The sequence below is a fragment of the Campylobacter concisus genome (genome assembly GCF_002092845.1).
Taxonomy (GTDB): Bacteria; Campylobacterota; Campylobacteria; order Campylobacterales; family Campylobacteraceae; genus Campylobacter_A; species Campylobacter_A concisus_AQ.
The window spans coordinates 42,157-66,667 of the sequence record NZ_LVXF01000038.1; the positions used below are offsets into that span (position 1 = coordinate 42,157).

Here is a 24,511-nt window from a genome sequence, read left to right on the forward strand (position 1 = left end):
ATTTCGGCTCTAAAATTTAAGTTAAGCGGTAAGCGAAGCTAAATTTTAGCAGTCAATTCTTGCAAGTGAGTGAAATTTTAAAATTGCTCCACGATATAAACTTATTAAAAACTATGCGAAAAGCTTAAATCTTATGACATTACTTTCTCTTATAAATTTCCGCTCATTCTTTTAAAAGATCTATTTTTAAATTTGGCAAAGCGCTAAGCTCACCAAAAAAAGTGCGTACTGCGATGTGAAGCTACCATCTGACTAAGTGTAGTTGATGACGAGGTTTTTGCCCTTTATACTAGCCAAGCTTAGCGGTGGTATCAGACACTTTGAAGCCCAAATTTATAAAAGCCAAATTTAGGTCAAGGACTCAAATTTGGCTAAAAGTTTTTAGTTTTCAGAGATAAGCGTCTTTTTCTTGCACTTTGTGCACTCTATAAATGTACCTTTTTTAAGCTTTTTTTTGATCATATCGCCGCCACATTCGTCGCATTTTTGCTCAACTGGCTCGTAGTTTGAGACGAAGTCGCATTTTGGATAGTTGGCACATCCGTAAAATTTACCGCGCCTGCTAAATCTCTCGACGATCTCACCGCCACATTTTGGACATGGCACATCAAGCTTTTTAAGCTCACGTTTTGGCTTAGCTGCCGCAGTAGTAGTGCCTGCCTCCGCGCTCTTTTCATTATCTTTTGCGATGTTTCTTGAGTATTTGCATTTTGGGAAATTTGAGCAAGCGATAAATTCGCCGTATCTGCCCTTTCTAAGTACTAGCTCGCTTCCGCACTCTGGGCACTTCTCTCCGATCGGAGTGGCTGTTTTTAGGCTTTTTATGCCAGTTTTGCCAGCGCTAATTTTTTCCATAAATGGATAGTAAAAGTTGCTTAGTACCTTTTGCCAGTCAGCCTTGTCAAGTGCGATCTCATCGAGCTTTTCTTCAAGATGTGAGGTAAATTCGCTATCAACTATATTGCTAAAGTGCTCCTCCAAAACGCCTATCATGCTAAAAGCGATCTCGTTTGGTATGAGCTGCTTTTTCTCAACTCTCACGTAGTCTCTTGAAGTTAGTAGCGTGATAGTCGGTGCGTAGGTACTTGGGCGGCCGATGCCTAGACTCTCTAACTTCTTAACAAGTCCAGCTTCTGAGTACCTAGCTGGTGGCTCGGTGAAATTTTGCGTGCTTTTTATGCTCTGCAAACTCATCTCGTCGCCCTTTTTTAAATTTGGCAAAATTTTATCTTTATCAAGCTCGCCATAAACCTTGTAAAAGCCGTCAAATAGCACCTTTCTACCACTTATCTTAAACTCACCTTTCTCGCTTGCGACATAGACGTTTTGCGTTTGGCTCACACATGCGCTCATTTGGCAGGCTAAAAATCTATTGTAGATGAGTGTGTAGAGTTTTAGCGCATCCTTTTCTAGAAATTTAGCAGCAATTTGCGGTGTGAAGTTTAAATTTGTAGGGCGGATCGCTTCGTGGGCTTCTTGCGCGCCTTTTGAGCTTGTCGTGTAGCTTATCGCTTTGGTTGGCAGATACTCTTTGCCGTAGTTTTGCAGGATGTGCTCTCTAGCTGCCGCAACGGCCTCTTTGGCTAAATTTAAGCTATCCGTTCTCATATAGGTGATCGCACCCATGAAGCCCTCGTTTGTTTGCACGCCCTCGTAGAGGCTTTGTGCGATCATCATCGTCTTTTTAGGGCTAAAGCCAAGGCGGTTGCTCGCACTTTGCTGAAGTGTTGAGGTCATAAATGGCGGGCTTGGCTGGATCTTTCTATCCTTGCTCTCGATCTCTCGGACGCTAAATTTCTCATTTTGTAAATTTTCAATGATGTATTTTGCGCGGTCTGGATTTTGGATAGTGAGCTTTTCGATCTTTTGGTTTTCAAATTTAACTAGCTCAGCGTCTAGATCTTTTTTAAAAATGGTGTCGATAGTGTAGTACTCAACCGGCTTAAACGCTTGTATCTCACGCTCACGATCGACTATTATCTTTAGGGCCGCACTTTGCACACGTCCAGCGCTTAAGCCTTTTTGTATCTTTAAATTTAAAAGCGGGCTTAGCTTGTAGCCAACTATGCGGTCAAGCAAGCGCCTTGTTTGCTGGGCATTGACGCTGTTCATATCGACGCGTCTTGGGCTTTTTAGAGCGTTTTGTATGGCGCTTTTGGTGATCTCGTGAAAGACGATGCGAGGCAGACTGGTTGGCTCTTTGCCGATGGCGTTTGCTATGTGAAATGCGATCGCCTCACCCTCTCTATCCTCATCGGTCGCGAGATAAATTTCATCTGCACCTTTAGCAAGCTCTTTTATCTCTTTTACGATGGCGGAGTGATCACTGCTGATGCGATACTCTGGGGTAAATTTATCATCCTCTATCTTGATACCAAAGCTTGTTTTTGGCAGGTCTCTGATGTGGCCCTTTGAGGCGATGACGTTGTAGCTTTTATCTAGGAAATTTTTGATAGTCTTTGCTTTTGCGGGAGATTCCACGATGATTAAGCTTTTCATTATATATAGCCTTTAATTTTTTTTGGCGTAATTGTAGCAAAAATAATTTTTAAAGTATCAAGACATAAAAATCAAATCCGTCTTCATTATTTTAAAAATTTTTCATTCATACCTATAAAGTTTTTAAAAAATTTCACGATATAGTTTTTGTGCGACAAGAAGTCGTAACTAAAAATTAAAAGGATTTACAATGAGTTTTCGTATTAACACAAACGTAAACGCACTTAACACACACGCTAACGCAGTTAGCAACAACACTGACTTATCTAAGTCACTTAACAAACTTAGCTCAGGTCTTAGGATTCAAACAGCTGCAGACGATGCTTCAGGTCTATCTATTGCGGATAGCTTAAGAAGTCAAGCTTCAGCTTTAGGTCAAGCTATTGCAAACGGTAATGATGCTATTGGTATCATTCAAGTTGCCGATAAAGCTATGGACGAGCAGCTAAAAATTCTTGATACTATCAAGACAAAAGCTACTCAATCAGCCCAAGACGGCCAAACAACTCAATCACGCCAAGCATTGCAAGCTGATATCGTTCGTCTAATGGAAGAGCTTGACAATATCGGTAACACTACTTCATTTAACGGTCAGCAACTACTAAACGGAACATTCTCTAATAAAGAATTCCAAATAGGTGCTTACTCAAACCAAACTGTTAAAGCAAGTATTGGTGCGACTACATCTGATAAGATAGGTCTTACACGTTTTGAGAGCTCAAGACTACTTACAGCTATGGGCACAGTAAATCTTAAATTCTTAAACGTTGATGGTGTAAATGATGTTGGCGTTACAGCTGCTACTATCTCAACAGGTATCGGTAAAGGTCTTGGTGCTCTAGCTGAGAATATCAACAAAGTTGCTGATAGAACTGGTGTTAGAGCTACAGCTGACGTTACTTGGAAAGCAAGCGCTGCTATTGGCGGTGGTTTAATTCAGTCTTTAACAATCAACGGTGTTAAAATTGGTGATCTAGAGGTTAAAGCAAATGATGCAAACGGTGCACTTGTAAATGCTATCAACTCTGTAAAAGACCAAACTGGTGTTGAAGCTTCTGTTGATGCTGAAACAGGTAAAATGGTACTAACAAGCCGTGATGGCCGTGCTATCGTAGCTTCTGGTAAAGACATCTCAAAGGGTCTTGGCGGTAAAGGTGCAGCTGCTAAAGGTACATCTTTAACTGGATTCGTAGGTAGACTAAATCTAGTTCGTCTTGACGGTAGAGATATCAAGCTAAATGCTGGTGGTGTTGCTAAACTATCGCTAGCGTTCTCTGCTAATGGTGGTGCTCAACAATCAGTATCACTAAGAGATATAAGAGGCCAAATAGATAAAACCCTAGCAACTGCTATGGGCTTTCAAAGAATGAGTGGAGCTTTATCAGTAGCTCAATCTGCTGGTGTTATGACACTTCGCGGTGCGATGGCTGTTATGAGTATCGCTGAGTCTGCTCAAAAAACACTAGATCAAGTTCGTTCAGACCTTGGTTCAGTTCAAAACCAACTTCAAGCTACAGTTAATAACATCACTGTAACTCAAGTTAACGTAAAATCAGCAGAATCTCAAATCAGAGATGTTGATTTTGCTAGCGAGTCTGCTAACTTCTCAAAACATAACATCCTAGCTCAATCAGGTGCTTATGCTATGAGTCAAGCAAACAGCGTACAACAAAACGTAATGAAGCTTCTACAATAGTAGGAGCTGAGTGAAGTTTCCTCGAAAACGTAATGAAGCTACTACAATAGTTTCATTAAGGTTTTAGATAGAGGCTTTGTAGTAGTAACAAAGCCTTAAGAGTGTTTAATGCTTTTACAATACGCAAACCCACGCCCCAGAGTTTAACTTTGGGGCTTTATCTACTAAAAATAAATAGTAATGTATCTATTTCATTTTTGCTCTAGTGGTTTAATAATGGGTTGTGTTATAAATTTATAATTGTGACAGAGGCTTACTAAAACTAGTAAGCCAAATAAAAAGACTGTAAGTAAAATAATTCTACTTACAAATTAGCTTATATACTCAGTATAAAATTTTCTTTTGCTTTTCCTATCTCGTTTTTAGTTATTAGTTTTCTCTTTTTTAGCTCAGCAACAAGTGCTTTTGAAGCTTTTTTAGTAACTTCAATGTCGGCATTTAGACCACCAGCTGCAGAGAACATCCAGTATTTGTGCATATTTACCCACATAAGAAGTTTGTTAGTTTTTTGGATAGTTGTGTCGCTTGGCGCTACAGAAATTTTTGCAAGCTCAAGTTCTTGATAATAGACTGAAATTTGCAATATATTATCTACATATTTTTGATAATTACGTTTTGCGATTACATCTTTTAGTTTATCTATCTTTTTTGTTATTTTAAGAAGCTCATCAAAATGCTTTTTTTCTATTTTATTTTCTTTATTGAGCTCAAGCAATTTATCTATACTAGGCACTACTTCTAAAAAGACTTTTTCTATTTGTTGTTTTACTTCACTTTGAGCTTTTATTTTTGCAAGTATGACTTTATAAGCTTTTAAAAGATTTTTATTTACCGTCGTTTCACTATCTTTTTTTATATTAGGTAGTTTTTTAATATCTTTGTCTTTGCAAAGTTCATGCATTACTTCTAAAAATGGCTTTTCTATAGTTCCTTCTATTCTAGCACCACCTTCGGTACAGTTATATGATTTTATATTCTCTAAGCTTGATTGGGCGATGTCATTTTCAAACTGATTTTTAAATAGAGTCCAAACATATGTTGTTTTAACCTCTCCCTCTCCGCCATAGGCTTTAACAAATATATTTTCATCCGCTTGTGCAAAGGCGTGACCTTTTGCATGGCTCGCTCCATCTTTACCAAATGCTAGATCCTGTCCTATGAAAACGATATTTTTATGTCCTAAGACATAGGCTAGCTGGTAGGCCATGTTTGCACAACTATGCCCCACACCCAAATACCCATATCTTTTTAGGCCAAACATATACTCCTCTTGTTGAGGTCTCATAGTTAGTACTAGTTTTCTTGGCAAGATATTTTTAATAGTTTGCTTGTGTGTAACTGAGGCAACAATAAAGTGTATATTGTCATCAATATTTGGATGTTTTTTTTCAAAAAAACTAGAAGTTGGTTCTATTCTTTCAATCGACATTACATAATCAGGCTTGATATCATGCCTTGCAAGGATTGGATAAGAGGCATCAACACTTATAATGCTAACATATGGAGCAAATTTTTTAAGTGTATTAAGCTGTTTATCTAGGCTTGGACCAGTTGATACAATTATAGCTGTATCCATAAGACCATATCTTTTTTTAACAAGACTTGTGTAGCAGTAATTGCTAATCATAGGCACTAAATTTTCACAATTTTGTCTTGTGCCTAATAAAAGATCGTCTATGCTATTGCCGTGAGCAACTACTATTTGAGAAAATGATCTTGTAATCTCTTTGTTTATTCTTATGTAGTCCTCTTCAAATTGATCATAAAAAGGCATATGAATCATAAGATTATCATAGGTTTTTGCATATGAGTTTAGTTTTGCTTCTGTAACCAGATAATAAAAATGTGTATAGGTTGCAAATTTTGAATAAAAAAGTATTATCTGCCCACTTTCTAGTTCGCTTGATAGATCAATAACATTTAAAACAAGATATATGATCTCGATCTCTGGCTCTATGACCACGATTTTTTGGTGTGTTTCATTTTTTGCTAGTGCTTTATAGAGTACGCCATTGCCTAGTCCATAAAAAAATAGTATCGGATAACGTTTATAGTCACTTTCTATATCTTCAAGTAGCTTTAAAATGTCTGCTCCAGGATTTTCATAGATATATTTAAAAGTATGCTTGTTTATTAAATTTATATCAATTGGATCTTTCCCTATAAAAATTTCATAGTCTTCATTACCAGCAATAGACCAAAGCCTTGCTGCTAGAATTTCATCTTGTTGAAATAGTGCTTGAAGATTTTTTTGAAAGATAGGATTTTGGATATTTGATACATTATCTTTAGATGGTTTTGCCTTTTTATTGGATGCCTTATCGTTTTTGTTATTCATATCAAATCCTCCTTTGTTAATCTCTCGCTAAATTTTATATCTCTTTTTGCTTTTTTACCGATCAGCTCTTTTAAAAATTTAGGGTGCAGGCCGTACCCTGGACGCACGCTCCTTATATTTTGCTCACTAAAAATTTCACCCTTTTTTATATCTGCGCTTGCATAAAGTGAGCGTGAAAATCTCCTATTTAAAACCGCTTTTTCATCTAGTTCGTAGTTTACCACACCCAAAAGCTCCTCGGCCTCTCTAACGCATTTTGTCATAAGAGCAAATTCGCTCTCATCAAGGCTAAATGCGCTATCAACGCTTTTTACGCTTTTATCAAGTATAAAATGTTTTTCAACTATCCTAGCACCCAAACTAACCGCCACTACTGGAGCAGTCACACCCAAAGTGTGATCTGAAAAGCCAACCTCGACGCCAAATTTCTCTCTCATATTAGCTATCGTTTGTAAATTCATGCCATTTAGCGGTGCTGGGTAGCTTGAAGTGCATTTTAAAAGGGCGATGTCGCTATTGCCTGCATTTTTGCAAATTTGCACCACGTCTTGTATCTCTTCTTCGTAGGCTATGCCAGTTGAGATGATGATGGGCCTACCTTTTTTGGCCACAAACTCTACAAAATCATAGTCCGTCACTTCAAAGCTTGCTATCTTATAAGCTGGCGGGTTAAACTGCTCTAAAAAGTTGGCATCATCCTTGCAAAATGGGCTTGAAAAGCAGGCAAGTCCTTCTTCTTTTGCTACTTTAAAAAGCTCAGCGTGCCACTCTTTTGGCGTTAGCGCCTCTTGGTAAAGCTCGTATAAATTTCGCCCGTCCCAAAGTCCGCCCTTTATGACAAAGTCGTCTAGGTGCGAATTTAGAGTCAAACTATCGGGCGTATATGTCTGAAGCTTTATCGCGTCAGCTCCAGCTCGTTTAGCCGCCTTTATCGTATCTACTGCCGTTTTTAGGCTACCGCTGTGATTAGCAGAGAGCTCTGCTATTATAAAGACCTTTTTGTCTGTATCAAAATTTCCTATTTTCATCCGCTAGTCCGTTTCTTTTTTAAGCTCAAGATAGCTAAATTCATCATCTTTTGCGTAGATCCTAAAGCCAAAATTTTCATAAAGTGCAAGCGCTTTTTCGTTGTTATTATAAGCTTTTGCTTTTAGCGAGCCAACTTTTAGCGTAAAAAAAGCGTAGTCTTTTATGAGATCAAGCAGCTTTTTACCCACTCCTTTTAGCTCTGGGTTTTTATAAACGCCAAATTCGCAACTCTCTTTCGTTATATCAACGAAGCTTACCACTCCGATAAATTCACCCTCATCTTTTACTAAAAAATAGATCTTATCTTGAATGCTCTTTAATCTCTCTAAAAAAGCAAAATGCTCCTCTTTGCCAATGCTTTTATTTTTCATAAATTTAGCTATCCGCTCGTCGTTTCGCCACTTTAAGACCATCAGCTTTTGCTCGTCATTAAGCGAGATAAAATTTATAAGCTCAAGCAAATTTCATCTCCCCAGTAAGCCTCATATCCATTTTCTTTTAGCCAAGCAAATATCTCTTTTTGATTATCCGCTACGCAAATGGCTTTAAATTTAGCTCTCAAAACATAAGCTTCATTTACAAGCGAGCTTGCTGTTATGATGAGTATTTTGGCTTCATTCATCAGCCTTGCTACTTTTTTACTATCTACAAAAAGGCTAAAATTTTCGTTTTTACTAGATATCTCTTTTAGAGCGCTTAAGTTTTTATTTCCGCTAGTTGTTATGACGGCTGTTTTTAGTCCTTTTAAGAGCAGTTTTTCTGAAATTTTAGCACTTAACCCTGAGATATCAGTGCCTCCAAGAATAATAGCGTAGTCATAAATTTTATCCCTTTTTACCTGCGCTTCTTCATAAAACTCATCTCTAACCAGCAAAAACTCGCTTCCGCAAAAAACTTCGCTATCTTTTTCTACCAGCCCCTCATATCTTGCCTTTTGCGCATATAAATTTACATTTAAAATATAGTCTGCAAAATGTTTTTCGTAAGTGTCGTCAAATGATAAAATTTTAACGCCGGTTTTTTCTTTTATAGCTCTTTCGTCTTCAAAGCTAAAGCCGTAGTGGTCGATGATGAGAAGCTCAAATTTATCATCTTTTATAAGTTCACAAAGTTCATCTATCTCGCCACTACTTAAACTAAATTTAGGGTAGTTTATCTCATCAAAAATGTCACCATCTAGCCTCAAAGATGCAAATGAGATGTCTTTAAATTTTTTAGCAAGCAAAAGGTCTCGCCTGATGTGCCCATGCCCTATCTTGCTGCTACTATCAGCGCGCACGAGCGTTTTTAGCAAGAGGAGTCCTTTAAATTCTTTCAATCAGATCTTTCCATTATTTATCAAATAAAGCTTCTTAGCAAACTCAAAATCCTCTAGCGTATCTATGTCACAGACTAAATTTCTTGGCAGCAAATATGCCTTTGAGTGTGGCGCAAACAAAGCACTACACTCCAGCCAAGCCTCTTTTTTACCAAAATAAAATGCCCCAGCGTCATGAAACGCAGGCTCAAGATCTTGCGAGCGTGTCTTTTCAAACTGAGGATAAAACATGCTAACGCTAGCGTTTTCATCAAGTTTTATCGCCCTTTGTATAGGGAAATCAAACGCAGTGGCCGAAAATAGAAATTTACACTCATCTTTTTTAAACTCACTTGCAGCCTCTTTTAAAATTTCAGCCCTTATAAGCGGTGCTGTAGCATAGAGGCAGCAGACGTCAAAGTCAGAATTTACGCGCCTTATCGCGTCTTTTATCACGTCAGTGCTTGTCGCGTAGTCATCGCTTAGGCTCGTATCTCTAAAAAATGGCACGCTAGCTCCAAATTCTCTAGCCACATTTGCGATCATTTCATCATCGGTGCTTACTATTACTTCGTTAAAAACTTTAGAATTTAGTGCAGCCTCGATGCTATATGCGATTAAAGGCTTGCCTAAAAAGTCTTTGATATTTTTGCTAGGTATTCTCTTGCTGCCGCCTCTTGCTGGGATAATACAGATCATTTTTTACTCGCTAAAGCTTTTTAGCACATCAAAAAGCGTACTTGCGACAAATTTAGCATCATCTACGCTCATGCCGTGATGGCAAGGGATGCTAAGCTCAGCGCTATAAAATTTCTCCGCATTTGGCAGTAAAATTTCACCAAGGAGTGCTTTATAAAAGCTAAATTTATATGTTGGTTTGTAATGCACCTGCACACCAACGCCTTTTTGCAAGAGTGCTTCAAAAATTTGCTCTTTTTTATCCCAAAATTTCTCATCCAAAAGCACTGGATATAGGTGCCTTGAGCTAGTTGTATTTGCTGGGATTTTTATGGTTTTAAGATATTCACACCCGCTAAATTTCTCATCATAAAATTTAGCTATCTCGTTTCTTTTGGTGATAAAGCCATCTAGCCTTTTTAGCTGGCTAAGCCCCAAAGCGCAGGCCACGTCTGTGATCCTGTAGTTATATCCAAGCAGGCTCATGTCGCTATCCCAAAGCTTTGTTTTAGCGATGCCGTGGCTTCTATATAGCCTTGCTAGCCTTGCTAGCTCATCGTCGTTTGTAGCAAGCGCGCCGCCTTCAAGCGTAGTGATAGGCTTTACTGGATGAAAGCTAAATATGCTAATATCAGCCTTAACGCCCACTTTTACGCCATTTTGCACGCTACCAAGGGCGTGAGAGGCGTCGTCTATCACTTTTATGCCGTGTTTTTTGGCTAAATTTATGATCTTATCTAGCTCCACTGGATTGCCACCGTAATCAACTGCGGTTAGAACCTTTGTTTTTGGGGTGATAAGAGCTGGAATTTTCTCTTCATCGATGTTGCCATTTGCTTTTACGTCGCAAAATTTGACCTGCGCTCCTGCCATCAAAGCTGCATTTGCAGTGGCTGCAAAGGTGATAGGCGTCGTGATCACTTCATCGCCAGCCTTTACTCCAAGGCTAAGATAGGCTACGTGAAGGGCCGAAGTGGCTGAGTTCATAGCGATCACGTGCTTTACGCCAACATACTTTGCCAGCTCATCTTCAAATTTACTGACCTTTTGGCCACCTGTTAAGATGTCATCTTTTAAGGCATCTGTGACTACCTTTATGTCCTCTTCTGTGATCTGCTGACGGCTGTAAGGGATCATTTAGCATCTCCTATCATCTCAAGAAGGCCTGCTCTATCGAGCCAAATTTTATTTGTATTTGAGCTATACTCGAAGTCCTCGCTCACTGGTTTGCCCTTTTGATGAAGAGCATTTGTAGAGAAGTCTTGCGCTGTCAAAAACTGGATAGACGGACTAATAACGTAGTAATCATCAAATTCATATGTAAGATGTGCATCATCTCTTGAGATCATCATCTCATGCATCTTTTCACCTGGGCGAATGCCTATGATCTTGACGCCAAGGTCTGGTGCAAGGGCTTTTGCAAGATCGACCATTGTCATTGATGGGATCTTTGGTATGAAAATTTCACCGCCTTTCATCCTCTCAAAATTTTTAAGGACGAAATTTACACCTTGCTCAAGCGTGATCCAAAATCTTGTCATCTTCTCGTGAGTTATAGGAAGCTCTTTTTCACCTTGTGCGATTAGCTTTTTAAAGAGTGGCACTACTGAGCCACGAGAGCCAACGACATTTCCATATCTTACGACGCTAAATCTTGTCTTTTTATCCCCAACAATGTTATTTGCAGCAACAAAAAGCTTGTCACTTGCTAATTTTGTGGCTCCATATAAATTTACAGGGTTGCATGCTTTGTCAGTCGAGAGAGCGATTACCTTGCTAACGCCACACTCCAAAGAGGCATCGATAACGTTTTGAGCGCCGTCAATATTTGTTTTGATGCACTCCATTGGATTATATTCTGCGATTGGTACGTGTTTCATCGCAGCTGCGTGGATGACGTAGTCTATGCCATTCATCGCGGTTCTTAAGCGCTTATAGTCCCTCACATCGCCTATAAAAAAACGCATCGCCTTGTCTTTAAAGACTTGTGCCATTTCGTATTGTTTTAGCTCATCGCGTGAGTAGATAACTAGCCTTTTTGGCTTGTATTTTTTTAACAAAATTTCGGTGTACTTTTTACCAAAACTTCCTGTTCCGCCGGTGATTAGTATTGATTTATCATTAAACATTATTGCACCCTTTACTAACTATTTTTGGGGTATAAATAGCTAAATCTAAATTGTATTTTATAAAAATTTAAGCAAAAGCTATGCCAAATTTTTAAAATTTATTACAAAAGTTTTTACCTTTCTAGATTCTATTTCGTCAAATTTTAATTAATGTTTAGAGGAAATTATAAAAGCAGTATTTAAATTTAGCCTTTGCAAGGTCGCAAAGGCTAAAAAATTACTTCAAAATTCTTGGTAGTGTGATGCCTTCTTGGGCTTGGTATTTACCATTTTTATCAGCATACGTCACTTCGCAAGGCTCATCACCCTCGATAAATAGCACCTGCGCGATACCTTCGTTCGCATAAATTTTTGCAGGAAGTGGCGTCGTGTTTGAAATTTCTATCGTGATATGCCCCTTAAATCCAGGCTCAAAAGGCGTGACGTTTACGATGATACCGCACCTTGCGTATGTGCTCTTGCCAAGACAGATCGCTAGAACATTATCAGGCATGTTAAAGTACTCGATCGTGCGCGCCAAAGCAAAAGAATTTGGTGGCACGATACAGATATCACCCTTAAAATCGACCACGTTTTTTTCGTCGAAATTTTTCGGATCGACTACGGTTCCGCCGATGTTTGTAAAAATTTTAAACTCGTCTCCCACGCGGATATCGTAGCCGTAGCTAGAAACACCGTAGCTAACCACGCCGCGTCCGACTTGCTCCTCGGCAAACGGCACTATCATATTTTTCTCAACCGACATTTTTCTTATCCAAGAGTCTGACTTTAAACCCATTTTTGCTCCTTTTTTGGGCGATTATAACGATTTACGTCTTTAAAGTAAATTTAATAAAGCGAATAAATTAGATGAAAATTAGTATAATTTTAACAGCAAAAATTAATAAAGGACAAAAATGCAAGAGAAAAATGCAGAAATTTTTACTGGCGAGCGTGCGATGTTTGGGGCAAAAAGTGTAAATTTTACAAACTGTATCTTTGAAGATGGCGAGTCGCCGCTAAAACACAGCTCAAATTTAAAGCTAAATGAGTGCGTTTTTGCCTACAAATATCCACTTTGGTACGCAAATGATATCACGCTAAATGGCGGATACTTGGAGCCTCTAGCAAGAGCTGGCATGTGGTACAGTGCAAATTTAAGCTTCAAAGACGCGCTCATCAACGCTCCAAAAAGCTTTAGAAAAAGCTCGCAAATTTCGCTAGAAAATATAAATTTTTCAGATGCTATTGAAACACTTTGGGGATGCGCGGATGTGAAGATAAAAAATGTCTTTGCCAGGGGCGATTACTTTGGGGCAAATAGCGAAAATTTAGAGATAGATGGGCTAAATTTAGACGGAAACTACTGCTTTGATGGTTGTAAAAATGTCCATATCACAAACTCAAAACTTATCTCAAAAGATGCTTTTTGGAACTGCGAAAACGTGACCGCGCAAAACTGCCTAATTTCAGGCGAATATCTGGCTTGGAACTCAAAAAATGTAACGCTCATAAACTGCACGATAAAGAGCTTGCAAGCACTTTGCTATGTGGAAAATTTGGTCGTAAAAGATTGCATTTTTATGGATACGAGTCTTGCGTTTGAATATTCAAGTGTCGATGTAGGCACAAGCGGAGCGATAAAAAGTGTGAAAAATCCAAAAAGCGGCGTGATAAGGGCAGCAAAGATAGATGAGATCATCATCGATGAAAGATTAGTGGATACTAAAGGTATTAAGATAATTATTACTGAAAAATAACTTAGCAAAAAAGAGTAACTTTGAGTTCCAGTTTTTGCTTCATAAAAAAATTTTTTATCTAATTTTCGCTACAATTAGACGCTTATATAAAAATTTAGGAGAAATTTCTATGAAAAAAGAAGATATAAAAGAGCTTATCGAATTTTTTAATGATATGGAGATGAATCATATCAAAATAAAAAGTGGCGATTTTGAGGTAGAGCTTGAAAAATTTTCAGATTATTGCGCGCCTGCTAAACCAGCAGCACAAGCACCAGCTCCAGCACCTGTAAATGTAGTCGTTAATTCAGAGGTAAAACCAGCTGCAAACTCGCCAAAAGATAGCATAAAATCTCCTATGGTAGGTACTTTCTATGCTGCTCCAAGCCCGGGCGCTGCTCCGTTTGTAAAAGTAGGCCAAAGAGTAAGAAAAGGCGATGTAGTGGGCATCATCGAAGCTATGAAGATCATGAACGAGATCGAGGCTGAATTTGACTGCCAGATCACTGAGATGCTAGTCTCTGACGGACAGCCAGTTGAGTTTGGATTGCCGTTGTTTGGCGTGGAGAAAAATTAATGGAATTAAAAAGAATTTTAATCGCAAACCGCGGCGAGATCGCTCTTCGTGCTTTGCGAACGATAAAGGAGATGGGTAAAGAAGCCGTTGTAGTTTATTCAACCGCTGACAAAGACGCACTTTATGTAAAATACGCCGACGTGGCTATTTGCATCGGTAAAGAGCGCTCAAGTGACAGCTATCTAAACATCCCAGCTATCATAAGCGCAGCTGAGATCAGCGAAGCAGACGCTATCTTCCCAGGTTATGGCTTTTTAAGTGAAAATCAAAATTTTGTTGAAATTTGCTCACACCACAAGATCAAATTCATTGGACCAAGCGTTGCTGCGATGGCTTTGATGAGCGACAAGAGCAAGGCAAAACAGGTCATGCAAAGAGCTGGCGTGCCAGTCATCCCTGGCTCAGACGGCGCTGTGGCTGATACAAAAGCTGCAAAAGAACTAGCCAAAAAGATCGGCTATCCTGTCATCTTAAAAGCTGCGGCAGGCGGCGGCGGACGTGGTATGCGCGTGGTTGAAAAAGAGGCTGATTTAGAAAAAGCGTTTTGGTCTGCTGAGAGCGAGGCGATGAGTGCATTTGGTGATGGCACGATGTATATGGAAAAATATATCCTAAATCCACGCCACATCGAGGTTCAAATCATCGGCGATAGCCACGGCAACGTGCTTCACATAGGCGAGCGCGACTGCTCTATGCAGCGCCGTCACCAAAAGCTGATCGAAGAGAGCCCAGCTATCTTGCTTGATGAAAAAACAAGAGAGAGGTTACATGAAACTGCCATAAAAGCGGCAAAAGCGATCGGCTACGAGGGAGCAGGTACGTTTGAGTTTTTGGTTGATAAAAATTTAGACTTTTACTTCATCGAGATGAACACAAGGCTCCAAGTCGAGCACACAGTAAGCGAAATGGTAAGCGGACTTGATATCATCGAGCTTATGATAAAAGTGGCCGAGGGCGAAAAGCTACCGTCACAAAAGAGCATCGAGCTAAAAGGCCATGCGATCGAGTGCAGGATCACAGCTGAGGATCCAAACACCTTCACTCCGTGTCCTGGCAAGATCACAAAATATGTCTGTCCAGGTGGCCGCAATGTAAGAATGGATAGCCATATCTATCAAGACTACTCTATACCACCATATTACGATAGCATGATCGGTAAACTGGTAGTTTGGGACACTGATAGAAATAGGGCGATCCATAAGATGAAAGTAGCTCTTGATCAACTCATAATAAATGGCATAAAAACAACAAAAGATTTTCACATCGCTATGATGGAAAACAAAGACTTTTTAAGCAATAACTACGATACAAATTATCTTTCAAGGCATTAAAATTTTTAAGTCAGGATTTGCAAAAAGCAGATCTTGGCTTAAATATATTAAAATTTTTAAGTTTATCTTAGGGGAAGCATGGTAAACAAAATCAAAGATCAAAATACAAAATTTTTCTCAAATGCCGACCTTACAAAGCTATTTTTTCCTATTGCGGTTGAGCAGTTTTTAGAGTATAGCTTAGGGCTTGCAAACTCGCTAATGGCAGCAAGTGTTAGCGAAAGCGCTGTAAGTGCGATTAGTCTTGTGGAGTTTGTCATGGCACTTTTCATCAGCATTTTTACAGCTATCGCTACTGGCGGCTCAGTGGTTGCTAGCCAGTATATTGGCAATAAACAAAGTGGCAATGCCAAAATCACAGCAAATCAGCTCGTTTGGTTTAGTTTTATCTTTGCCCTTTTTATCGCAGCGGTCATCATAGTTCTAAAAGATATTATCCTAGATTATGTTTTTGGCGATATTGGTGAGCAAGTAAGGCATGATGCTAGTCACTATCTTATTTTCTCAGCTATTTCTGCACCATTTTTGGCTGTCTATGCAGCAGCTGCGGCGATCTTTCGTACGATGTCAAACGCAAAGCTTCCTATGTATATTATGGCGGCTGCAAATTTATTAAATGTTTTGCTCACTGCCATTAGCATTTATACATTTCATACAGGCATTTTAGGTATTGCTATTAGCACGCTTATGGCCAAGGCGCTCGCTTGCTTTGTCATAGTCTATCTGCTCCTTGATATAAGGCTAAAACTTCACATAAGAAAGAGCTTTATCTATAAATTTGACTACGAGATCATCAAGAAAATTTTAAATATCGGAGTGCCTTATGGTTTTGAAAATTCGATGTTTTACGTAGGGCGCATTATTGTTTTAAGTTTAGTTTCTCTCTTTGGCACAGCAAGTATCGCTGCAAATGCCGTGGGTGGGACGATCGTGATGTTTCAAGTGCTTCCTGGTATGGCGATAGGAACAGGGCTTAGTGTGGTTATCTCAAGGTGCGTTGGCGCAAACGACTTTGCTCAGGCTAAATTTTACGTAAGAAAATCGATGATAAGCATCTATATTGTCCAGCTTTTTAGCACAGCTGTGATTTTACTACTTCTTGAGCCACTACTTAGGGTTTATAATCTCTCAAGCGAAGCCATAAATTTAACAAGGCAGATCGTCTGGTATCACGGTATCGCTATGTGTCTTATCTGGCCACTTGCCTACACATATCCAACCGTTTTTCGAGCAGCTGGGGACGCTAAATATCCGATGATTGTAAATTTAGTTTGTATGTTTGCTTGTAGAGTCATCTTGGCCTATATTTTTGCACTTACATTTGATCTTGGCATGATAGGTACTTGGTTTGCAATGTTTGCTGACTGGGCTGTAAAGGCGGTGCTTTTTACGATTAGATACTTAAAAGGCACATGGATGAAATTTAAAGCTATTTAAAAAGAAATTTAGTAATATACAAGCGATTTTGTCGCAAAGGATAAAAAATGAAAAATGTATTTAAAGTTGGTGCAGTTTTGCTTACGGCAGCTCTTTTTGCTGGATGTGCGAGTGAGAGCTCAAGAGTTGTCGAGACTCCAAAAGTAGCAAGCTACGGCACAGTTTACAATGGTCAAAAAATTTCAGTTTCGATAGGTCGATTTAATAATCAATCAGCTTACCAAAATGGTGTATTTGCTGATGGCGAGGATAGGCTTGGTAACCAAGCTCAAAGTATTTTGATCACAAATTTACAGCAAAGCGGTAGATTTTTGGTGCTTGATAGATCAAATATGAAGGTGATCAAACAAGAGAGTGAGCTAAGTAAAACTGCTCAAAATCTAAAAGGTGCAAGATACGTGATAACTGGTGATGTGACCGAGTTTGGACGAAAAACTACTGGTGATCATCAGCTATTTGGCATACTTGGCAAAGGTAAGCAACAAACCGCCTATTCAAAGGTAAATTTAAATATCGTTGATACCAAAACAGCTGAGGTTGTCTATTCGGTTAGCGGCGCTGGCGAATACACCCTTTCAAACAGAGAGATCATCGGTTTTGGCGGCACAGCAGGATACGACTCTACGCTAAATGGCAAGGTTTTAAGTCTAGCTATTATTGAAGCGGTAAATAATCTAGTAAATGGCATAGAAAGTGGAGCATGGCAAGTAAAATAAGGCTTGCCAGCTTTGCGCTTTTTGCACTATTTTTAGCAGGTTGCGGTCATTCAAACGCTCCAAGGTCGCTTTATTATTGGGATGGATCATATAGTAGCTCGCTATATAGCTATCTAAATGAAGAGGGCGATACAAACGAGCAAATTTCACGCTTAGAAAATCTGGTGCAGATATCAACACAAAAGGGCTATAAGATCGCTCCTGGCGTATACGCACACCTTGGACTTTTGTATCTAAATAATGGAAATTTAGGTGCTGCAAGTGCAAATTTTGACAAAGAAGTAGAGAATTTCCCAGAGTCAAGGGAGTATATAAATTTCATCAAAGGCTCTAAAAATTTAACTCCGAAAAAAGTAGAGCAAAAAGAGGGGGCAAATAATGAAAAATAGCCTTAAATTTATAGCCGCTATATTTTTGGTAGTATTTTTTACTGGTTGCTCTATAAAAGAGCCTGAGCCATACGACTACTCAGAATTTTTACAAAAAAGACCTCACTCTATCTTAGTGCTTATGCCAACAAACGATAGCACAGAAATTTCAGGTCCAGCAGCAGTTTTGGCAAATGCAGTCGCACCACTAAGTGAGGCAGGATACTACGTATTTCCAGTGGCTCTTGTAAATGATACCTTTAAGCTAAATGGTATAACCGAGCCAAGCGAGATCGCAGCCGTGTCACTAAATAAGCTTGATAAAATTTTTCATGCTGATAGTGTGCTTTACATCAATATAAAAGATTATGGTACGAGCTATGCGGTCATCTCAAGCTCAACAAAGGTTGTCCTTGAAGCAAAGCTTATCGATATAAAAAGTGGCGCTACTCTTTGGCAAGGCAGTGCCATAGCAGCAGAGGATAGCAGCAGTGGCCAAAGTAGCCTACTTGGTATGTTAGTCTCAGCTGTCATCTCACAGGTGGCAAATACCATCTCAGATAGATCATACGATCTAGCAGTGATGGCAGATGCTTATTTATTTTCAAGAGATTGCCATAACTGCATACTTTATGGACCATATTCGCCGTATTATGGCAAAGATGCACAGCTTCATAAAGATAGATAAATTTAATGAATACTCATCGTCTTGGGATACTTCTTACTTTAGTTGGCGGTATCCTTTGGGGATTTAGCGGGGTTTGTGGACAGTATCTATTTTCACTTGGTATAAGTTCTGATTTTTTGGTGCCATATAGACTGATGCTAGCTGGCATTGTTATTGTAATTTTTTATGCTTTTAAAGAACCAAGTGCTGTTTTTGCTCCGATTAAAGATATAAAGCTCCTTGGTGAGTTTTTAGTCTATGCCCTGCTTGGGCTTATGATGACGCAGTATGCCTACTTTTACTCCATTGAGCTTTCAAATGCCGCAGTTGCAACTGTTATTCAATACACTGCTCCTGCTTTAATTTTAATGGTCATTTGCATAAAAGAAAAACGCACCCCAAGAAAACTTGAAATTTTAGCTCTATTTTTAGCTATGCTTGGCGTATTTTTCCTAAGCACACATGCGCAAATTTCATCTCTTGTCATTTCGCCAAAGGCCTTGTTTTGGTGCTTGGTGAGCGCCATTTGCGTTTGTGTTTATAATCTTGCTCCAGCAAGGCTAAATGCTAAATATTCAGTCACTCTCACGCTTGCCTGGGGTATGGTTATGGGCGGAGTAGTGCTTGCTTGCTATATGAGAGTTTGGGAATTTGCTGGGCTTAATGGGATAAATCAATGGCTGGCATTTATTGCTGTTATTGCGCTTGGCACAATTTTTGCATTTAGCTTTTATATGATAGGTGTTAAGCTAGTAGGCGCAGCAAAAGCTAGTTTATTAGCCTGCATAGAACCGCTAAGCGCAGCATTTTTTGGCTACTTTTGGCTTGGGACAAAATTTGTATTTTGGGATTTTTTAGGATTTGCTCTAATAATCTCTTGTATATTTTTACTATCAAAAAGAGAAAAATTATGATATTTCTAGCACAAACTGATACGACAGCTGGCTTTTTGAGTAAAGATTATAAAGAGATAAATAAGGCCAAAATGCGTGATGAGAATAAACCTTGCCTTATCACGACAGCGAAATTTAGTGTTTTAAATGAGCTTGTTAGAGTACCAAAAAAATATAAAAATTTTATACGCCGTTCAAGGAAAGCCACATTTTTGTATCCAAATTTAAAGGCTATTAGAGTCGTAAAAGAGTGCAAGCACGAAAAATTTTTAGCTAAATTTGACTGGCTTTATTCAAGCAGTGCGAACAAAAATGGGCAAAATTTTAATGAAGCTTGGGCTATGAGCGTGGCTGATGAAATAGTAGATGATCATTTTTTCGAAGATACTCCATCAAAAATTTATAAAATTTCTCGAAAAAAAATAAAACGTTTAAGATAACTAGTAAATTTATACAGTCACTACCTTTTTAAACTCATCTAAATTTTTTAGCGCTTCATCTATGCCAATCAGCCAAAATTCGCACTTTGTCGTATCTTTTTTAAAGTGTTTTTTTATTAGTTCTTCCACGCTTTTTGTGCCGCACTCTATTAAAAATTGTTTATAAATTTTGCAAAATTTTGCTTCATCTTTTTTAAACTCACTTAGAAAAAATTGTGATAGCAGATAGCCGACACTATAAGGATAGTTGTATATATAATTATCTGTTTTATAAAAATGTGGCTTAAAATATGGCAAAAATTCTTCAACATCGCTCGTGCTGTCTTTATAAAATTTATCCCAAGCTTGTTTTAAAAGATCGTTTGCATCTTTTTTGCTGACTTGACCTTTTTGTCGCAGCTTTATAAAACCAGTTTCAAACTCATATCTAACGCTTATGTGTAGTAAAAAATTTGCAGCACTTTTTAGCTCCTGCCATAAAATTTCTACCCTAAGTGAGTCATCTTTTTTTAGCTCATTTCGTAAAAGAGTCTCATTAAATGTACTCGCGCTCTCGGCTAAGCTCATTGGAAAATTTGCGCTTAAAACCGGAAGATCACGCATCAAATAGTAGTGCCAAGCATGCCCCAGTTCATGTGCTTGCTGGATTAAGTGCGAAAGAGTATTCATGTATGTGGTAAAAATTCTTGGTTGCTTAAATTTTGGCAAACTTACAAAAAATGCTCCACCAGCTTTATTTTCTCGTACATCGCTTTCTATCCAGTGTTTGTCTATCATAAGCTCGATAAAATTATCTTCGCCCAGTGGTTTTAATGCTTTTTTGATGATTTTAATAGCCTCGTCATGAGAAATTTCGTGATGCTTGCTAAGTGGATAAGGTGCCAAAAGATCGCAACTTCTCATACTTTTGCCACCTAAAAAACTAGCTCTTACTCTTACGCATTCTCTTATTTTTTCAACTCTTTTGCTAATGGCTTCTTGCATGGCGTTTAAAGTGTCAAGGCTCATTTTATTTTCTTCAAGGCTTGGAGTTAAAAAATCAACTTTTGCTGCCTTAAATTTAGCCAGTCTAAATCCATGAAGCATATTTAAGACATCAAGGTAGAGATCGGCAAATTTATCATAGTGAAAACTCAGGGCATCAAACACGTTTTTGCGTAAAATTTCATCATCTGATCCTTTTAATATACCCATACATTTTGCAAGATTATAGCTTTGTGTATTTGCATTTTTATTGGCAGCAGAGATATTTATTAAATTATTTAGATGTCTAAAATTTGCAAAAAGTGGAAAAAAATTTGTGAGTGCTAAATTTGCAAAAAAATCTCTTTCACTCTTTTTTCGTATTTTACTCTTACTATTTTTATGCTCTAAATATAGAAATTTTATATGTTTAAATTGAGTACTTTGAAAAATTTTGTCATCATTTTTTAGGCTATCAAATTTATCAAAAAGTAGCTCCTTTGCCGTATCAAGTCTAGCTTTTTGCTCTTTTATTTTTAACTCAAATTTACTAGCTAGCTCATCTTTTGTATTATCACTACTTTTGCAACGACAAAATGCGAGTAGGCTAGCTGCTTCCTTGTATGCTTCTTTGTATGAGATGATAGCTTTGGTAAGCTCACTATTGTTTAAAAAATTAACCAAATTTTCATTTTGTGCTTTTAGATTTTCAAACGATGAGGTAAAAATTTCACTATCAAAATCTACATAAGAATCATCAAAGCTCCATCTCATATTTTCTCCTTAAAATGATAGTAAAAATACAAATATATGGTGGCTTATAAGACCTAAAATAGCTGGCACGCTACATCTTTTAATGAGCGAAAGCGGGCTAATGTGAAGCATACCTGAAATGGCTACCACTACGCCAGAGACAGGTGAAAGTGGTCTAGCTATTGTGGAGGCTTGATGCATAGGAAGCACGAGCATAACAGAGTTGATGTTTAAGCTCTTAGCTATATTTGGCACCATATTTAAAAGCGGATAAAAGCTTGCACCATTTGAGCCAGCTATGATTGTAACGATGGTTGTTATAAATACAAAAAGTATAGACATGCCAAGCCCCCCAAAGCCTATGCTTTTTGCCAAATTTACAATAGCATCAAGCATGCCAAGAGCTTTAAAACCTTCAGCAAATATACCAGCTGCCACAACTAGCATAACAACACCGCTTAAGCTTTTTGCCATGGCATTAAAAAATACTTTTAGCCCTTCGCCAAGCTTTTCAAAGCTAAATTTATGCCTAAATGCTTCAAAAACCATAGCAATTATCATAGAAAGGATTATGACGCTTGATATGTTTAGTTTTATAGTTTTTAAACAATATGGCGAAAAAACTACTACTAAAATCATCGGTAAAAATGGTAAAAGAGCATAGATCATAGGTGCTTGCTCTTTTGGAACATCTACCTTATCGTCAAAACTAATGCTCTCTCCTACATGCTCGCTACAAACCCAACCTTCTTTTTTGTCTAAGTATCTATTCCAAAGAACTAATGCAATGCCGATCACGAGCGCAGTTGGAAAAGCCGCTGGAATTTTATAGATAAAAACATAATCAAGTACCTCAAGTTCAGTTGCTTTTGCAGCAGCAGCTGTCGATGAGCCAAGAAGTACCATTGAGCTAGCTCCGCTCATCGCACAAATACTACCAACGCTTAGTTTATTTAGTCCTAGTGATATAAGAACTGGTCCAAGAAGTGCAAGACAAAGCACGCCAAGCCCAACTGCGCTGGTTATTACCATGCTTATAAGTTTTGCTACGCAAAAAGCTATGAATATCATAAAATATGGGCTTTTTATGGCTTTAAACCTTTTTGTGGCGATGCCTACAAAGGCTTGATTTGCTCCGATATGAGTCATATAACTTGCAAAACCGACCATTAACATAATTAAAAGTCCAAGTTGCGAAAAATTATTTGAGAGCATATAGCGGATAAACTCAACTACATCCAGTAAGGGATTTCCAGTACTCTTTACCTTTTCTGGTAAAAATTTTCCCGTATCAAGAATGACCGAAGAGACAAGCATGATAACGCCAGAGAGTAAAAGTACGAAAGTGGCGTATTTGCCTTTTAAAATCGCCCAACCTACAACAAAAAGCGTAAGTAAGGCTATGATTAGACCAAGAGTATGCATTTTTGCTCCTTATTAAGATATTTAAAAACCAGAATACAAAATCAAAAATACACTTAAATATAAAAATAATATTTATATACTTGCAATTATACTACTTGTTATATTGAAATTTCGCTTTTATTTATAAAAATATTATTAATTTTATAGATGAGATTGCTACTTTTATGACTAAGATGTAAAAGGTAAATATAAAAATTTTAATATTAAGCACGACTATTGTAGTGTGATTTAAAGCTAATTAAAATATTCAAAATACAAAAGGACGTAAATATTTGGTTTGGTAAAAATTCAAATGATGCCAGTAACAACTTATTTTAGTATTTACTCCCTCGGAAGTCCGTTTTTATCAGACTTGTCGCTGATTAGCTTACCCGATTCGTCGTATTTTTTGGCGAGGATGAGCCTACCGCGCTCAAACTCGCCCTGGGCCTCTAGTTTGCCGTTTGCGTAGTAGTGTTTCGCCGTACCGGTTTCCAGCCCGTCCTCAAACATCACTCTGGCTTTTAGCTTGCCGTTTTCGTGATACTCTTCGTATAGGCCGTGATAGCGCCCGTTTTTAAACATCACTTTTGCCGCCGGCGCCCCGCTCTCGTAGTAGTCCAGCCCCGCGCCCGTTTGGTGGCCGTCTTTGTACTCGTATTCGCCTCGTAGCTTGCCGCTTGGGTAATATTCGCGCGCGACGCCGTCCTTTTCGCCGTCTTTGTAGTTTTCTACCACGCGCGTTTTGCCGTTTTCGTAAAATCGCTTCCAAACGCCGTTTTTGCGGTCATTTTTGTATTCGCCCGTCTCCTCCACGGCGCCGCTTTCGTAGTACCACGTCTCCGCGCCTTCTCGCTTGCCCTCTTTATACGTTCGCTTGCCGCGGATTTTGCCGCTTTTGTAGTAGTCGATGTCCTCGCCGTTTCGTAGCCCGCCCGCGTATGGACTGCGCGCGCTAACCTCGCCGCTAACGTAATAGTCGGTAAATACGCCCTCTCGCTTGCCCGCCTTGTAGGTGCCCTCCTGCTTTAACGCGCCGCCCTCGTCAAAATAGTAGCGGCGGTAGCGCCCGTCGCGGACGTCATTTTTGTATTCGCTCTCGCCCATCAGAGCGCCGCTATCTGCGTGGTAGTGCTTCGCCGTGCCCTCGCGAACGCCGTTTTTTAGGGGGTATTCGTTTGAGGGTTTATCCCTGCCGTCAAAATAGTCTCTATATCGCACCGCCGTGCCGCCCTGCACGTCGATCTCGCGTATGAGCGTGGGCGGCAGAGGTTTTAGCCTCGGATAGACCATGCCCATCGCATTTACGTCATATAGGTCCTCGACGCTGTATCGAAGCATCTTTAGCGTGCCGTCGTAGAGCTTGCCTTTTACGTAGTAAAGCCCGTTTTTTAGGCTCGCTTCTGGCTTCATTACGATTTTTGGCTCCAGTGCCTGTGCGCCGATGGCTAGAAGCGGAAGTAAAAATAGAAATTTTAGGATTTTCATGGTCTTTCCTGCTTTGTTTGATTTGGGTAATTTTAAAATTTGAAACTAAATTTAAGGTGAAGGTGCGGTTATTTCGGATGAGTTAAATTT

22 protein-coding genes are annotated in these 24,511 nt (G+C 38.9%); 10 read left to right on the forward strand and 12 right to left on the reverse strand.

Features of this window, described 5'->3' with window-relative positions:
• Window positions 1-381: 381 nt before the first annotated feature.
• A complete protein-coding gene (gene topA, locus A3854_RS07075) occupies window positions 382-2,502 on the reverse strand; it encodes a type I DNA topoisomerase (RefSeq protein WP_180378668.1) in 2,121 nt (706 codons plus the stop codon).
• Between the two features lie 187 nt (window positions 2,503-2,689).
• On the opposite strand from topA, the gene A3854_RS07080 reads away from it, so the two are divergent.
• Window positions 2,690-4,195 carry a flagellin B gene (locus A3854_RS07080; RefSeq protein WP_021091720.1) on the forward strand — a complete coding sequence of 502 codons (1,506 nt, stop codon included), beginning with the start codon at window positions 2,690-2,692 and terminating at the stop codon, window positions 4,193-4,195.
• Between the two features lie 316 nt (window positions 4,196-4,511).
• Here A3854_RS07080 and A3854_RS07085 read toward each other — a convergent pair whose 3' ends face one another.
• From A3854_RS07085 to dcd, 8 genes are all read right to left on the reverse strand, one after another.
• Window positions 4,512-6,533 (reverse strand): motility associated factor glycosyltransferase family protein, encoded by a 2,022-nt coding sequence (locus A3854_RS07085; RefSeq protein ID WP_084041892.1) that lies wholly within the window; start codon window positions 6,531-6,533, stop codon window positions 4,512-4,514.
• The gene (pseI, locus tag A3854_RS07090; RefSeq protein ID WP_084041893.1) at window positions 6,530-7,561 is read right to left on the reverse strand and encodes a pseudaminic acid synthase; all 1,032 of its coding nucleotides are present in this window, start codon (window positions 7,559-7,561) and stop codon (window positions 6,530-6,532) included. Before pseI ends, A3854_RS07085 begins: the two co-directional genes overlap by 4 nt.
• 3 nt (window positions 7,562-7,564) lie before the next feature.
• Entirely contained in the window at window positions 7,565-8,023 is a 459-nt protein-coding gene (gene pseH / locus A3854_RS07095; RefSeq protein WP_084041894.1) for a UDP-4-amino-4,6-dideoxy-N-acetyl-beta-L-altrosamine N-acetyltransferase, read from the reverse strand.
• Window positions 8,008-8,880, reverse strand: coding sequence for a UDP-2,4-diacetamido-2,4,6-trideoxy-beta-L-altropyranose hydrolase (gene pseG, locus A3854_RS07100; RefSeq protein WP_084041895.1), 873 nt, complete (start codon window positions 8,878-8,880; stop codon window positions 8,008-8,010). The genes pseH and pseG overlap by 16 nt, the downstream gene beginning before the upstream one ends.
• Window positions 8,881-9,558, reverse strand: coding sequence for a pseudaminic acid cytidylyltransferase (gene pseF / locus A3854_RS07105; protein ID WP_084041896.1), 678 nt, complete (start codon window positions 9,556-9,558; stop codon window positions 8,881-8,883). It lies immediately after the preceding gene.
• Window positions 9,559-9,561: 3 nt separating this feature from the next.
• Complete coding sequence (gene pseC / locus A3854_RS07110) at window positions 9,562-10,674, reverse strand: UDP-4-amino-4,6-dideoxy-N-acetyl-beta-L-altrosamine transaminase (RefSeq protein ID WP_084041897.1); 1,113 nt, start codon at window positions 10,672-10,674, stop codon at window positions 9,562-9,564.
• Window positions 10,671-11,666: a UDP-N-acetylglucosamine 4,6-dehydratase (inverting) gene (gene pseB / locus A3854_RS07115; protein WP_084041898.1), complete on the reverse strand. Its 996-nt coding sequence runs from the start codon at window positions 11,664-11,666 to the stop codon at window positions 10,671-10,673. Before pseB ends, pseC begins: the two co-directional genes overlap by 4 nt.
• Window positions 11,667-11,883: 217 nt before the next feature.
• Window positions 11,884-12,444 carry a dCTP deaminase gene (gene dcd / locus A3854_RS07120; protein ID WP_084041899.1) on the reverse strand — a complete coding sequence of 187 codons (561 nt, stop codon included), beginning with the start codon at window positions 12,442-12,444 and terminating at the stop codon, window positions 11,884-11,886.
• 118 nt (window positions 12,445-12,562) lie between these two features.
• Between dcd and A3854_RS07125 the strand changes: the two genes are divergently transcribed.
• The 9 genes from A3854_RS07125 (at window position 12,563) to A3854_RS07165 (ending at window position 19,813) form a co-directional block, all read left to right on the forward strand.
• Complete coding sequence (locus A3854_RS07125; protein WP_084041900.1) at window positions 12,563-13,405, forward strand: DUF3737 family protein; 843 nt, start codon at window positions 12,563-12,565, stop codon at window positions 13,403-13,405.
• 109 nt (window positions 13,406-13,514) lie between these two features.
• Entirely contained in the window at window positions 13,515-13,961 is a 447-nt protein-coding gene (accB, locus tag A3854_RS07130; RefSeq protein WP_084041901.1) for an acetyl-CoA carboxylase biotin carboxyl carrier protein, read from the forward strand.
• Window positions 13,961-15,292: an acetyl-CoA carboxylase biotin carboxylase subunit gene (locus A3854_RS07135; protein ID WP_084041902.1), complete on the forward strand. Its 1,332-nt coding sequence runs from the start codon at window positions 13,961-13,963 to the stop codon at window positions 15,290-15,292. Before accB ends, A3854_RS07135 begins: the two co-directional genes overlap by 1 nt.
• A gap of 78 nt (window positions 15,293-15,370) precedes the next feature.
• Complete coding sequence (locus A3854_RS07140) at window positions 15,371-16,729, forward strand: MATE family efflux transporter (protein WP_084041903.1); 1,359 nt, start codon at window positions 15,371-15,373, stop codon at window positions 16,727-16,729.
• Window positions 16,730-16,776: 47 nt separating this feature from the next.
• Window positions 16,777-17,445, forward strand: coding sequence for a CsgG/HfaB family protein (locus tag A3854_RS07145; protein ID WP_084041904.1), 669 nt, complete (start codon window positions 16,777-16,779; stop codon window positions 17,443-17,445).
• Window positions 17,430-17,834 (forward strand): DUF4810 domain-containing protein, encoded by a 405-nt coding sequence (locus tag A3854_RS07150; protein ID WP_084041905.1) that lies wholly within the window; start codon window positions 17,430-17,432, stop codon window positions 17,832-17,834. The genes A3854_RS07145 and A3854_RS07150 overlap by 16 nt, the downstream gene beginning before the upstream one ends.
• Entirely contained in the window at window positions 17,824-18,501 is a 678-nt protein-coding gene (locus tag A3854_RS07155) for a DUF799 domain-containing protein (RefSeq protein WP_084041906.1), read from the forward strand. Before A3854_RS07150 ends, A3854_RS07155 begins: the two co-directional genes overlap by 11 nt.
• A gap of 5 nt (window positions 18,502-18,506) precedes the next feature.
• Window positions 18,507-19,394 carry a DMT family transporter gene (locus A3854_RS07160; RefSeq protein ID WP_084041907.1) on the forward strand — a complete coding sequence of 296 codons (888 nt, stop codon included), beginning with the start codon at window positions 18,507-18,509 and terminating at the stop codon, window positions 19,392-19,394.
• Window positions 19,391-19,813: a Sua5 YciO YrdC YwlC family protein gene (locus A3854_RS07165; protein WP_084041908.1), complete on the forward strand. Its 423-nt coding sequence runs from the start codon at window positions 19,391-19,393 to the stop codon at window positions 19,811-19,813. Before A3854_RS07160 ends, A3854_RS07165 begins: the two co-directional genes overlap by 4 nt.
• 9 nt (window positions 19,814-19,822) lie before the next feature.
• Here the strand turns inward: A3854_RS07165 and A3854_RS07170 are convergent, their stop codons facing one another.
• From A3854_RS07170 to A3854_RS07180, 3 genes are all read right to left on the reverse strand, one after another.
• Entirely contained in the window at window positions 19,823-21,550 is a 1,728-nt protein-coding gene (locus tag A3854_RS07170; protein WP_084041909.1) for a peptidase M3, read from the reverse strand.
• A gap of 9 nt (window positions 21,551-21,559) precedes the next feature.
• Window positions 21,560-22,954 carry a C4-dicarboxylate transporter DcuC gene (gene dcuC, locus A3854_RS07175; protein ID WP_084041910.1) on the reverse strand — a complete coding sequence of 465 codons (1,395 nt, stop codon included), beginning with the start codon at window positions 22,952-22,954 and terminating at the stop codon, window positions 21,560-21,562.
• Window positions 22,955-23,275: 321 nt separating this feature from the next.
• Window positions 23,276-24,421, reverse strand: a complete 1,146-nt coding sequence (locus tag A3854_RS07180; RefSeq protein ID WP_084041911.1) for a toxin-antitoxin system YwqK family antitoxin — start codon at window positions 24,419-24,421, stop codon at window positions 23,276-23,278.
• Window positions 24,422-24,511 lie beyond the last annotated feature (90 nt).